General features: G+C 42.6%; 12 protein-coding genes. 8 read left to right on the forward strand and 4 right to left on the reverse strand.

Annotated features, from left to right (window positions below; translation table 11 throughout):
- Positions 1-93: 93 nt before the first annotated feature.
- Positions 94-1152, reverse strand: coding sequence for a hypothetical protein (locus tag MICAI_RS00835; RefSeq protein WP_008196385.1), 1059 nt, complete (start codon positions 1150-1152; stop codon positions 94-96).
- A 178-nt stretch (positions 1153-1330) separates the two neighbouring features.
- Between MICAI_RS00835 and MICAI_RS00840 the strand changes: the two genes are divergently transcribed.
- The 3 genes from MICAI_RS00840 (at position 1331) to MICAI_RS00850 (ending at position 4656) form a co-directional block, all read left to right on the forward strand.
- The gene (locus MICAI_RS00840) at positions 1331-1801 is read left to right on the forward strand and encodes a DUF29 domain-containing protein (protein ID WP_004158521.1); all 471 of its coding nucleotides are present in this window, start codon (positions 1331-1333) and stop codon (positions 1799-1801) included.
- A 709-nt stretch (positions 1802-2510) separates the two neighbouring features.
- Entirely contained in the window at positions 2511-2951 is a 441-nt protein-coding gene (locus MICAI_RS00845) for a Fur family transcriptional regulator (RefSeq protein WP_008196393.1), read from the forward strand.
- 58 nt (positions 2952-3009) lie between these two features.
- A complete protein-coding gene (locus MICAI_RS00850) occupies positions 3010-4656 on the forward strand; it encodes a DUF3685 domain-containing protein (protein ID WP_008196396.1) in 1647 nt (548 codons plus the stop codon).
- A gap of 123 nt (positions 4657-4779) precedes the next feature.
- Here MICAI_RS00850 and lysS read toward each other — a convergent pair whose 3' ends face one another.
- Both lysS and MICAI_RS00860 read right to left on the reverse strand, forming a co-directional pair.
- Positions 4780-6501, reverse strand: a complete 1722-nt coding sequence (gene lysS / locus MICAI_RS00855; protein WP_008196398.1) for a lysine--tRNA ligase — start codon at positions 6499-6501, stop codon at positions 4780-4782.
- Between the two features lie 128 nt (positions 6502-6629).
- The gene (locus tag MICAI_RS00860) at positions 6630-7199 is read right to left on the reverse strand and encodes a TIGR04376 family protein (RefSeq protein WP_008196401.1); all 570 of its coding nucleotides are present in this window, start codon (positions 7197-7199) and stop codon (positions 6630-6632) included.
- Between the two features lie 432 nt (positions 7200-7631).
- Here MICAI_RS00860 and MICAI_RS00865 point away from each other — a divergent pair, with 432 nt between their 5' ends.
- The 4 genes from MICAI_RS00865 (at position 7632) to MICAI_RS00880 (ending at position 11323) form a co-directional block, all read left to right on the forward strand.
- A complete protein-coding gene (locus tag MICAI_RS00865; RefSeq protein ID WP_008196403.1) occupies positions 7632-8546 on the forward strand; it encodes an alpha/beta fold hydrolase in 915 nt (304 codons plus the stop codon).
- A gap of 34 nt (positions 8547-8580) precedes the next feature.
- A complete protein-coding gene (ispG, locus tag MICAI_RS00870) occupies positions 8581-9801 on the forward strand; it encodes a (E)-4-hydroxy-3-methylbut-2-enyl-diphosphate synthase (protein WP_008196405.1) in 1221 nt (406 codons plus the stop codon).
- Positions 9802-9902: 101 nt separating this feature from the next.
- Positions 9903-10949, forward strand: a complete 1047-nt coding sequence (hisC, locus tag MICAI_RS00875) for a histidinol-phosphate transaminase (RefSeq protein ID WP_008196407.1) — start codon at positions 9903-9905, stop codon at positions 10947-10949.
- Between the two features lie 101 nt (positions 10950-11050).
- On the forward strand, positions 11051-11323 hold the full coding sequence (locus tag MICAI_RS00880; RefSeq protein ID WP_008196411.1) for a hypothetical protein: 273 nt from the start codon (positions 11051-11053) through the stop codon (positions 11321-11323).
- 941 nt (positions 11324-12264) lie between these two features.
- Here MICAI_RS00880 and MICAI_RS00885 read toward each other — a convergent pair.
- The gene (locus MICAI_RS00885; protein WP_008196414.1) at positions 12265-13179 is read right to left on the reverse strand and encodes a Sll0314/Alr1548 family TPR repeat-containing protein; all 915 of its coding nucleotides are present in this window, start codon (positions 13177-13179) and stop codon (positions 12265-12267) included.
- 85 nt (positions 13180-13264) lie between these two features.
- On the opposite strand from MICAI_RS00885, the gene MICAI_RS00890 reads away from it, so the two are divergent.
- Positions 13265-13599, forward strand: a 335-nt coding sequence (locus MICAI_RS00890) for an ATP-binding cassette domain-containing protein (protein WP_039899295.1), incomplete at its 3' end; no start/stop codon positions are given.

Consider the following 13599-nt stretch of genomic DNA (forward strand, 5'->3'; position numbering starts at 1 on the left):
AGATGGTGTTGGGTTTTGGGGTTTTGGGGTTTTGGGGTTTTTTAGTTGAATCTCCCCATTTCCCCCATATCCCCATGTCCCCATTTCTCCTAATTATCTATCTTTGGGTAATAAATTGCGCCATTCGAGAGGGATATAACTTTCAATAAATCTAGCTAGGGTTGGGTAATGACGCTGATATAAAACTCCCATATAGATAATACCAAGTCCCAGGGCGGTTAGGGCAAAGGGAAAGAAAATTGAATCGGCAAAGAGACGATAGGAGAGATAGGAAAGATAGGCAAATACTCCGATACCTCCGAAAACCACAAATAATCTTCTTTTTAGCAGGACGGATAATAACATCAATCCCAAGTTAATTAGACAGTACAAAAATCGTTGCGCTTCATTATCATCGATGAGGAGAGATAGACTAAACCAAAACATAATTAATCCGAATAAGTACAGCCAAAAAGCAAAATCTCCCCGACTGCGACGCTGACGTACATCAATTAAATAGGCAGTTATCAAACAAGCAATTCCAAACCAAAAGGATACCCAGAGTCGCATTCTCCATATATATTCGTTCTCTCCAAATAGTAAAGGAGTTAAGTCCATTGACATATACCACAGACTAAAAGCGATCGGTGCAGTTAAAAAAGGAAATTTAACAAATCGCAAAGTTATTAATCCTGCGATAATCGTGCCTAATTCCATTAAAAACCAACTCCCTTTAGTCCAGGTATAGAAATCTGGATAAATGGCCATATTTCCTGCTTGCCAGTATCCTGTCCAGCGTTGTAAACCATAGATTGCTAAGGGAGTCATGGTCACTGCCATGGTAAATAAAAGGCCGCCTGGTATTTTGAGATTTTGCTGAAAATAGAGATTTTTCCCCGCAAAAATAAAACAAACTGCATAAAACAGGGCGATAAAAAATAGGCCTGCACCGCCGAAACTCTCCCAAGCTTCGTTCATAAACCACCCCAGGGCGGAGATAACAATTAATGCCCCAAAATAATAGGCCACATTAGCGAAATTAAAGCGAGGGCGATTAACTTCATCTTCTTGGGGATAACGGGATAAAAAAGCCGTCCATAAATTTTCAGCTTGGCTGGCAGTAATTAGGTTTTGTTGTACCGCCCAATCAAAATCTTCTTTTTCTAGTCTCATAACATTCTCTAGTCCTTAAGCTAAGATGTATTTTAACCGCTTATCCTAAGGATAAGGGAATAGGGCATAGGCGCAGATGTTAAATCCTGTAATAAAACTTAACATTTACCGCTAGAAACATCCGAAATCTGCAAAATAGAGTACAATTCAATCTAGATTAACTATTATCGAAGCAATTATGATAACTAAATCAGAACTCTATGAACAAGATTTTCAATTATGGCTGATAACAACAATAGGTCAGTTAGAACAAGGAGATTTTCAGGCATTAGATGTATCTCATTTGGTTGAGGAGTTGAAAGAATTGGGTAAATCAGATAAAAATGCCTTGGAAGGAAATTTAATGATTTTGCTGGCTCATTTACTGAAACTAAAAGTACAATCCTCCGCCCCTGAAAGCATGAAATCTAGCTGGTATAGCTCCATTGTCGAACACAGGGAACGAGTTATCGCCTTACTAGAAAACACCCCTTCTTTGAAATCTCATTTAGCAATCGCCATCGATAAAACCTATCCTAAAGGTCGCAAAATTGCCATCAAGGAAAGTAAATTGGCTGACTTTGGAATTGCGATTCCTCCAGAGGAAGCATATCCCTTAGACTGCCCTTTTTCCTTAGAACAGATTCTTGATGAAGATTTCTATGGCTGATAATTCATATTTAATCCATCAGCTAAGACACTTTCAAAATGCTTCTAAAAAGTCTTCAAATATCAAAAACTGGGAAGCTATACAAGTCACATCTGTCTCCCGATACTAAGCGATTCGACTGACTTTAAATAGAGCTTACAAGCTTTTTTGCCCAACCCTAGTTAATCAGCCTGCAAAAAATAAGTAAAAATTATAAATTTAAGGTAAATAATTAAAATATTTAAATATTTGGGGCGATTAGTCAAGTGTAACAAGCAAGTTACAAGATTTTGATTTTCCCAGAATTTGCCAAAATTTGGCTGTAAATCGGGGTTGCCTACATTTAATAATATGGTATAATCGTGGTATGCTGTGGGCTTAGTTTAAGCATTAAACCTCAAATCAACGCAAAATCAAGGCAATCAGGGGAATGTGTTGATACTCTTGCCCAAAAAAAGCCGCTAGTGGTGACATTTTTTTGTGTGACAATTTTTGAAGTTTTGTAAAGGCTATTGACTTAAAACCAGAATTATGCAGGCTGAGAATTTTAGTACAAATGGTCAGGCTCTTTCTTGCTGCTCCTGTCTTCCGACAACGAAAATTTCCTATCTCACCATTGAGATAACTGCTCTGAGATGGGCTGAAAACTGGGGCAATGTGGACATCGATCGAAAGACTAAGCTAAACTGGTAATGACTATGTATTAGGGCGGAGGTCAACGGATACAACTATGGACAATTTGGAGGTAAAACAAAAACCGATCCGGTGTTTAGAAGATGCGATCGAAAGGTGTCAAACTTTAGGAATGCGGGTTAGTCGTCAGCGTCGCTATATTTTAGAATTGCTGTGGCAAGCGCAGGAACACCTATCAGCGCGAGAAATTTATGATCGTCTCAATCTGCAAGGAAAAAACATCGGTCATACCTCAGTGTACCAAAACCTAGAGGCTCTATCGGGTCAAGGCATTATCGAATCTGTGGAACGCTGGGACGGCAGACTCTACGGCAACATCAGCGATTCCCACAGTCACATCAATTGTCTGGACAGTCAGGAAATCATCGATGTGCATATCCAACTTCCCCCGGAATTAATTAAACAGGTCGAGGCATCAACGGGGGTAAAAATTACCGATTATCGCATCGATTTCTATGGCTATAAAGAAAACAAATGAGCCAGATCACTGTATAATTGACCCTGTGAATAGTATCCGTTGACAGGCTGCAACTCTTGTGATCGATCGCCCTCTCACCTTAATTATCATCGATAATGACCCGATTTTCCGCTTGGGTCTGGTGCAGGCCTTGTCGCAGATAGAAAATATTAGTATCGTCACCGAAGGGGATTTAGAAACAATTTTCGCTTTGACTCTGAATCCCTCCCCCGAAATTATTATTATCGATCCTCTCTTTGATTGGTCTTACTGTGAAATTCTCCACTCTCGCTATCCCGAAAGTAAAATTGTTCTATTAACCTTTCCTCTCGACTCCCGACAGCAACTAATCGCCAGAGAATTAGGCATCGCTGGTTATATTCCCAAAGGCACAAACCTAGAGCAATTTATCACTATTTTAGGACAAATTTCCCGGGATGAATCCCCGGATGTTGCCCCTTCTGCTCTCACCATTGCTACCCGTCCAAGTTTAGCTCCTAGCCATTGGTTAATCACTGCCGGCAAAACGGGATTAAATCGCATCGAAAGTGAATTACATTTAATTGATCTCCATCTCAATCAACAGTCTTTATCCGGCTTTGATCGCTTTTATTGGCAGGGAAGAAAACGAGAACTTTTAGCAGCCCTATGGCTAGTGAGAAAACTAATTCCCCTGGAAGGTAGCTCTTACAATTCAGCTTCAGCGACACCTCCGATAATAATTAACAATATCGATCGGGAATTACCAATTTTAAGCCGCGAGCGTCCCCTCTGTGTTTCGGCAGTTTTTGAGTCCACTTTAGCAGTCATTCGATCGCCTTTAATTAATAGAACAAAGATTAGTTTTGAAATTGATGTTTTACAGGATAATCGGCAACGGGAATTATTGTATTTAGTTCTCGATGAAATTCGTAAAAATGTCGATGAAATGAGATATTTACAGGTTAGCAGTGGGGAATTAACCAGTCGCTTAAATCTGATTATTTACGATATCTGGGAGAAAGTCACCCGTAAATTTTTAGAAATTAATGCCTCGGTTTATGAGGAAATTAGTAAAGGCAGACTTAACGAAATTATTCTGGAAGAAAGAGAGGCAATTCAAACAGAAATCCTCAATAAAATTCCTTTTACTCTTGACTTATTTTCCTATTTAGTGTACGAAAATAGTTTAACTATTGACGGAGTAGGATACCGGGCTAATGCTCCTGAAACTATCGCCAGAGCCGAAATTCTCCTGCAAAATCTCATTCATAATATTGCCAATGCAGTGACGGTAATTATTCTCAATAACTTCTCGGAATCGGAAAGAATCAAACAAAAACTTTACCAGTCAGAATTTCTCATCGCCAGAAAATTAGCTAAAATTCGCAATGAATTATCTTGGAAATACCGACGGCAACAATATTGGCAAGAACCCAAAGATATCTTTGAAAGTCAATATCAATTATTTCACTATAGCGAGGGAGAAATCCAATCTCTAGCCATTTATTCCCCCCGACAGGAAGAATTAAACAGTTTAACAGGCATACCCTGGTTAGCTTCGATCGCCTTAGAATTAAGAGACTCTTTATCTCCTCGTTTACGCGCTTTTTTTCGGGTGGTGGGTAAGGGAGTAGTCTATATCCTTATCCAAGTTATCGGTCGCGGTATTGGTTTAGTAGTTCGCGGGGTTTTACAGGGAGTTGGTAACACTTGGCAGGAAGTCAAAGGTAAAAAGGGATCATGAATGATAACTGATAACTGATAACTGATAACTGATAACTGATAACTGATAACTGATAACTGATAACTGATAACTGATAACTGATAACTGATAACTGATAACTGATAACTGAAGTGACCCTAACTTTTACAATTCCTTGTCAAAACTGTATTTATCGCGAATTTGTCCGACAAAAAACTGTCCTTGTGATGGTGCAGACTGAAAGTCTTTATATACTGCCAAAGGTAGATCATGATAAAGATAGATACCACCGTGATTAAATTCCACTTTCAGAATTTTTTTGTCCTCATCGTAGTCAAAAGATTTAATCGCTGTACTTTGACTTTTTAATAAGGGGAAAGCAATCACATCGCGAATACTGGCAGAATCGGTTAATAACATGATCAGGCGATCGATGCCAATTCCTAAGCCTCCCGTGGGGGGCATTCCGTATTCTAAAGCGGTTAAAAAGTCCTCATCAACGCCTTGGGCCTCTAAGTCTCCGGCCGCTTTTTTGAGTGCCTGTGCTTCCAATCTTTGCCGTTGATCGATGGGATCGGTTAACTCAGAAAAACTATTAGCTAATTCCCGTCCAACCACATATAATTCAAATCTTTCCACGAGGTCAGTTTTTGAGCGATGGGGTTTAGCTAAAGGGGAAATTTCCACGGGAAAATCTAGCACAAAAGTGGGCTGTATTAGGGTTTCTTCGACTTTTTGTTCAAAAGCTTCATTTAGGAGCTTACCGATGGTTTTACAGTCCTCTGGAACGCCAATACCGGCATTTTCTGCGGCAATACGAGCCGACTCGAAATCCTCAAAACTATTCAAGTCAACCCCAGTTATTTCTTGGACTAATTCGTGCATAGTCACTCGTCGCCAAGGGGGAGTTAGGTCAATTTCCCTGTCTTGATAGGTGATTTTCAGCGTACCTAAAACATCTTGTGCAGCGTTAACAATAATGTTTTCGGTTAACTCCATCATGTCATAATAATCGGCGTAGGCCTGATAGATTTCGATGGAAGTAAACTCAGGGTTATGTTTAGTAGAAACCCCTTCATTGCGAAAAATTCTGCCTAACTCAAAGACTTTTTCAAAACCACCGACTATTAATCTTTTTAGATGTAACTCGGTGGCAATGCGGAGATATAACTCCATCTCCAGCGTATTATGATAGGTGATAAACGGTCTAGCATCGGCTCCTCCCGCTTCACTTTGTAGCACGGGAGTTTCAATTTCAATAAAACCTTCTTGGTCTAAATATCTGCGAATAGCAGCGGTAATTTGGGCGCGACGGCGAAAAGTTTGTCGCACTTCGGGATTAACAATTAAATCCACATATCTTTGTCGATAACGTTTTTCTACATCGGTTAAACCGTGCCATTTATCCGGGAGAGGTAAGAGGGATTTGGTGAGAATTTCGTACTGATTTACATAGATAGATAATTCGCCGCGTTCTGTGCGTTTAATTGTGCCTTTTGCGCCTAAAATATCGCCTGTATCGGTTAGTTTAATCACCGTGTTAAAGGCATTCGGCACGGCGGCCATGGTTTCACTAATGCGTTTTTTATCGAGGTATAATTGAATCGTTCCCGTTTCATCTTGCAGGTTAAAAAAGGCTAGTTTACCCATGATTCTTCGGGCAATAATCCGACCAGCAATCGCCACTTCTGTGCTAATTTCTTCTCCCGGTGCTAAGTCAGCGTACTGCTCTTGTAGTTGTTGAGCGTGAGCGGTAGATTTCCACTGATAAGCGTAGGGATTTAAGCCAGCTTTTTGCAATCCTGCCACTTTTTCTAAACGAGCGGCCCGGATTTCTTCGAGGGTAGAGGAGGGTTGATTTTCAGGATTTTGTGCTTGAGATGCCATCGTTTTCTAAGAGGAACAATTCTGGGGAATTTTTTAGGTGTTGGGGATTTCAGTTATCAGTTATCAGTTATCAGTTATCAGTTATCAGTTATCAGTTATCAGTTTACTGTTTACTGTTCACTGAAAAATTATCGTCCCATTTCTCGCTTTAATTTTTTCAATTCTTCTTCCATTTCCCATTCTTTAAATTTTAGATCGAGATTATCGTAGTTCGAGCGCTGATAGTCCGATTCTTGGGGTTGATCCCAAAAAGTGGTTTCCCAGTCACGGGACTGATTTTTAGGGGCTTTTTCGGCTTTAATTTGCACTTCTTGACGACGTTGTTGGACTTGTTGCAGTAACTCTTGGGATTGAGTCAGACGTTTTTTCACCCCTTCCATCCGTCCCCAAAGTTGATTACCCTCACGGAAGAGGGCTGCCTCGCGTTCACTAGCAGCCTTAACCAAGTCCTGCCGTCCAGCAGCCTTAGCCTTATCAATTCTAGCGTGCCAAGTTTGGATATCTTGGGCAGTGGCCAAAATTTGCTGTTCGAGACGTTGACGCTCATTTTCTAGGGCGGTAATCAGTTTAGCAGTATCGCGCTCCTGTTCGCACAGTTGTTCCACCAGCGCCTGTAATTCTAATTGGGGATGACTTCTGAGAAATTCTTCCAGTTGGGTTTCAAGAAAGCGACTGACATCATCAAATAGATTGCCCATCTGTGCAGTATCCTAAATTTGCAATTAAAGTCTAGGAGCGATTTTAATCCCCCTCTTTTTAGCATAGGCTAGATCAACCCTAGATTTAAATAGGGGCTGCTGAAAAAGTTTGTTGGTGGGGTTAGGAGTCAGGAGTCAGTAGCCAGTCGTTTCAGGCTTTGTTGTCCTCTTTTTTTTGTACCAGTTTGTGTACTTAAGTAAGGATAATACAAGGTTTTTGAAGGTCTTAATCCTATTTTCGCAGCATGAACGTCGGATTTTAGCAGGTCAAAAGCCTTATTTTAAAAGGGTTTTACCATTATTCAGCAAGACCTAAATATATTTGGAAAAAGTAGTACAAAAATGTTATTCGGTTGTGGGTTAGGCAGGGGGAAACCCGTATAATAAAACTAGAGTAATATTTCCTGAAACCCTCTTAATTGTTTGACTTAAGTGACAACTTCACCAGCTTGGACAGAACGCATCGGTTATCAACGGGATTGGGTGTGGCGCGGTTGGCAAATTCGTTATAGTTTTATGCCGGCAAAAAACCCCCAAGATGTCGATAATCCCCCTTTAATTTTACTGCACGGATTTGGAGCGGCGATCGAACATTGGCGCCATAATATTCCTATCCTCAGCCAAAATCATCGAGTTTATGCGGTAGATTTATTAGGTTTTGGTGGTTCGCGCAAAGTGCAGGTTCCCTATACCGTTAATCTCTGGGTGGAACAGATACACGATTTCTGGCAAACTTTTATCAATAGACCGGTGGTATTAGTGGGAAATTCGATCGGTTCTTTAGTTAGTATGGCCCTAGGGGGTAAATACCCAGAAATGGTAGCCGGATTAGTTATGCTCAGTTTACCCGATGTCAGCCGTCGGCGGGAAATGATCGCCGATTGGTTATTAAATATCGTCACTCCCATCGAAAACTTTTTCACTTCTCCTTGGCTATTAAAACCGATTTTTTACTATCTGCGTCGTCCGCAAGTCTTGAAAAAATGGACAGGAATCGCCTACGAAGACAAGAAAGCAGTCAGCGACGAATTAGTACAAATTATCGCCGCCCCAACCTTAGATGAGGGGGCAGCCGAGGCCTTTATTTCCCTAGCACAAGCTGTCAATCATCCCGAATATTGTCCACCAGCAAAGTTAATTTTACCACGCTTAGAAATCCCGATTTTATTATGTTGGGGCAAGCAAGATCGGATGGTTCCCGTCCAGTTAGCTCAGGGTTTTGTCTTCCTTAATCCTAGGATTAAATATGTAGAATTTGACCGGGCCGGTCATTGTTTACAGGATGAATGTCCTGACCGTTTTAACCCAATTTTATTGGAGTGGCTAGAATCTGTCCCTGTTCTTTGAGAGAATAGGGAGAGTGATTGTTGGTGATAGTCCTATGCAAACCTTGGAATCGACGCTCAAACCCCCCGCAACTGCCTCCGAATTCGACACCACGATTCACCGACGCAAAACCCGTCCCGTCCGGGTAGGTAGCGTTACCATCGGTGGTGGTCATCCCGTGGTCGTGCAGTCGATGATTAACGAGGATACCCTTGATATAGATGGTTCCGTGGCCGGTATCCGTCGCCTCCATGAAATCGGCTGTGAAATTGTCCGCGTCACCGTGCCGAGTCTGGCCCACGCCACCGCCTTGGCTAAAATTAGGGAAAAACTGCTCGCCACCTATCAACCCGTGCCGTTAGTAGCCGACGTACATCACAACGGCATGAAAATCGCCCTAGAAGTGGCCAAACACGTCGATAAAGTGCGGATTAACCCCGGTTTGTACGTTTTCGAGAAACCGAAAGCCGACCGCAGCGAGTACAGTCAAGCAGAATTTGATGAAATTGGCGAAAAAATTGCCGAAACCCTGAAACCTTTGGTGATTTCCCTGCGAGATCAAGATAAAGCGATGCGAATCGGCGTTAACCACGGTTCTCTGGCCGAAAGAATGCTCTTTACCTACGGCGACACCCCCGAAGGAATGGTACAGTCGGCTTTAGAATTTATCCGCATCTGCGAATCCCTCGATTTTCGCAATCTGGTGGTTTCCCTGAAAGCTTCCCGCGTGCCGGTGATGGTGGCCGCCTATCGTCTCATGGTTAAGCGCATGGACGAGTTAGGTATGGATTATCCCCTGCATTTGGGGGTTACTGAGGCAGGAGATGGGGAATACGGACGAATTAAATCCACTGCCGGGATTGCCACTCTCTTAGCAGACGGTATTGGTGATACGATTCGCGTTTCTCTGACGGAAGCTCCCGAAAAGGAAATTCCCGTCTGTTACAGCATTCTCCAGGCCCTGGGACTACGGAAAACCATGGTCGAATACGTTGCCTGTCCTTCCTGTGGTCGCACTCTTTTTAATTTAGAAGATGTCCTGCAGCAAGTGCGTGCAGCGACTAAACACCTCACCGGACTCGATATCGCCGTTATGGGTTGTATTGTCAATGGACCGGGAGAAATGGCCGACGCAGACTATGGTTATGTGGGGAAACAGGCCGGTTATATTGCCCTTTATCGCGGTCGCGAGGAAATTAAACGAGTCCCCGAAAGTGAAGGTGTAACCGAGTTGATTAATTTAATTAAAGCCGATGGCCGTTGGGTAGAACCTTAATTAGTTTTACCGGTAGGGGTTGACATCTGTTCAACCCCCGATCATCGGCGAGGATTTGTTATAATGGAAAGCTTGCTAGAAATTGCCGACCCAGAGAGTCCATGCTACCTACACGCGATTGTGTTCGTCAAACCCCCGCTTACACTCCGGGAGAACAGCCCCAAACTGCGGGATTTACCAAACTTAACACCAATGAGAATCCCTATCCCCCACCGGCGGAAATTTTTGCCCACCTGCCAGAGCAATTAGAGAAAGTCCGACTCTATCCCGATCCTATCTCCAAAGAGTTACGGCAAACGGCGGCGGAATTATACGGCATCACAGCTGATCAGATAATCGCGGGTAATGGCTCCGATGATATCCTTAATATCGCCCTGCGAACTTTTGTTAACCCTTGCGAAAGTGTCGCTTTTTTGGATTTAACCTATTCCCTTTACGAGACAATTGCCCGGGTACACGGGGCAAATATTATCGAATTTCCCACTAATGATAAATTTGAATTAGCAGGACCGATTATTTGTCCGGAAGCGAAATTAATTTTTCTAGCTTCTCCTAATCCTCCCCTCGGTAAACATCTTGATCGCGACTATTTAGAAGCAACCTGTGCTAATGCCTCGGGATTGGTATTAATTGATGAAGCTTATGTGGATTTTAGTGATGACAATCATCTCGATTTTCTCTCCCGTTACGATAATGTCATCATTAGTCGCACTATGTCGAAAAGTTATAGTTTAGCGGGGTTAAGAGTCGGTTTCGGTTTTGCTTCCAGGGCAATTATCGAACAGATGGATAAGGTGCGTGATTCCTATAATTTAGATCGCATCGCTCAAACTTTAGCCACAGCAGCTTTAAAACACCATAATTATTTTGAGCAAGTTTGGCAAAAAGTCTGTCAAACCCGCAGCCGTTTAATTACTTCTCTGCGCGAGTTGGGATTTATTGTTTTTGACTCGGAAGCTAATTTTATCCTCGCTTCTCCCCCGCACATTAGTGCCAGTGAGTTATATAATCAACTGAAAGAGCGTCAGATATTAGTGCGATATTTTAAACATCCTCGCATTCAGAATTATGTGCGGATTTCTATCGGGACTGATGGGGAGATTGATCGCCTTTTATCTGCTATTCAAGAGATTATGGGAACAAATTAATCTCTATTTTAGTCAAGCTTTTATTAGTACTTTAAACCCTGATAATTCCGAGAAAAAAAGGCTAGATCGAGCGGAACAAAGCATCGACAAACAAGGGTCTAATGTCCTGTTGTTTCTCCCGATTACTAGCCTTGGCTATTAAGATTATTAGTCCAACAAAAGGATTAAATACTAGCGCACAAATTTTTGAACTTATGCAATTTTATCCGCAAGGAATCACAGTTCAAGAATTGAGTGAGCGCCTAAATCGTCCCGTTTCTATGCTCAATCTTTGTCTAAAATCTTTGGTCGCTTCTAAAAAAATCGTGGCCAGAAAAAATCATAATCAGTGGGTTTATACTAGACCTCTTGTAAACATCAAAAATTGTTGTTAGGGTTAGGAGTCATTCCCGATGAAAAAATTTTCACCCCCACAGATGAAAGAGGTTTCCTTCCCTACACCCCACACCCGTTCGGACCCTGGCTTGAGATTTCGGACGTTCGGCGGGCTCAGTCGAGCGGACGGTGAGCCTGTCGAACCGCCGCGTGAGCTTTTGTCGAACGCTGAGCTCACGGCCAAAGCCTGACTCCTAACCCCACCAACAAACTTTTTCAGCAGACCCTAAGTAGTCGGACATAAATTCTGTTGTCTATCTTAAGAAATGTAAATTGCCGCAATTCTTACTGACTCACGACTTGAAAGAGGGTGTAGGGTGTGGTGCGATTCGTTGGCTAGAAACTAGACGGTAAGACGTTTAGAGGATTAGCCGCTTGGTAAATGTAGTACCTTGATAAGGTTATAACCCCACAGGTGCGGGTTAGTAATAACCTTAGTCCTGTCCTCTAGATGCCTAGAGTGGCGCCATTTCCTGCTGCTTTAGACTTGGTACATCTGAGGTAGTGATACTAAATCCGTTGAGTATAGGCTACTTATGAGGACAGGCAAAAGGCAATAGGCAAAAGAGGTAATAGATAATCAGTTTTTAATAACCGGATTTAGTATGAGTCTGCCCGTTCTGGGCAGTAGGAAACCATCCACAAGTCAATAGAGGGAGAGGATGCCCTTAAAAGGCAAGGCTTTGAGTAACATCAAAGATATGCTAACAAAGGGTTGGTAGCGACAATTGGCGATGCCTCTGGGTATTCTGGTTCGACTGACTTTCAGGCTAGAAAGCTCTATTGAAGGAACAACCTTTTTGTCTTAGCCCTAATTGGAGCCTATCATATTTTCAGGCTTGGCGGTGCCAACTTTGGCATCGGGACTGCCTCCTGCCTTTTGCCTTCAGCAACTGATCACCGATAAAAAGCCCAAATATTGACTATTTTTAGGCGTTTTTCAACGACTAGCGGTGTTTTCTAGGGATTTAATCTCCTCCTGTACCTTACGGTGTTCGCGATTTAACTGTTTTTTGACCGATTCGGGGAGTTGTTCCTGTTTTTTCAGGGCATTATTAAAGTAATCTAGTGCCAGTTTCAAAGATCCGGTATTTTTATCCGTATTGCCTTGAATTCTCAGGATTTGACCCTTCAGATACATTAATTCCGGATTCTCGGGGGTCGCTTTCAGAGCGTTATCGATAAACCGCAAAGCCTGATCGTACTGCTTTAAATCCCGGTAAGCTAGAGCTATACCTCGATCAACCAAGTAATCGGGACTTCCGTAGGTTTCTAGCCTTTCAATTGCCTCTTGGGGACTAGAAAAGGGTAGATTAACCGCTAAAATCAAATCCATATAACCCTTCAACAGGTTCAATTCCGGATCCGTGGGATTAACCTTTTCTGCGGTTTCCAAATACTGAAACACCTGTTGTAATCTGGGGATAGCCGATACTGCTCCTTCGGTTTGAAAAACGTAGGTTCCCTCTAAAAAACTCCCCACCGCTAGATACAAATTTCCCCTTAAAGGGTCGCTGTCCTGCATTTGTTTGGCCGCTGCCTTAGTTTTCTCGGAGTAGGTTTTTAGGGTGTTCCAATCCTGGTCGGTAAAAGCAAGAGAGGCACGCATAGCATGGGACAAAGGTTCTTCGGGTTCCTTTTCCGTGGCCTCAACAATTAATTTTTTTGCCTCTAGATAGTTACCTTGTTTAAAAATAGCGTTAAAAGCGGCCTCGGTCTTATCACCAATCGGTCGGGGATTGGTTTTGCGGAAAGGATCTCCGGCTAATCCCGGACCAATCCAGTTAACCACTACCATAACAGCTAGGGAAGCACCGATCGCCATTTTTTTCGTTAAACCTAACCTCAGCACCATGGTCAAAAGTCTCCTTGAGCGAATGAAAAAATCTGTCACAATAGAAACGGGTTTCTAGACTTAATTTCCAGTTATTTTCTTGTCAATGCTTTATCTCAAAGATGTGGTTTATCATCCTCCCGCTGCCCTCAATCCCATTTTACAGGGGATTAATCTCGAATTAGCACCCCAAGAATTAGGTCTGATTGTCGGGCCCAGTGGTTCCGGAAAAACGACTCTTTTGGAAATTCTAGCAGGCTTTGCCGATAAAACAGGAGGGACGATTCACTGGCGCGACCAAGAATTAACGGTGCTGCACCTGCAACAATTAGGAGGAATCGTTTTTCAGTTTCCCGAACGTCATTTTTGCGGTAAAACCATCCTTGAGGAGTTGCGTCTCGGTCATCCAGAGATTCAAAGCGATCGCTTAACGGCAGCCCT

The sequence above is a fragment of the Microcystis sp. T1-4 genome (assembly GCF_000297435.1).
Lineage (GTDB): Bacteria > Cyanobacteriota > Cyanobacteriia > Cyanobacteriales > Microcystaceae > Microcystis.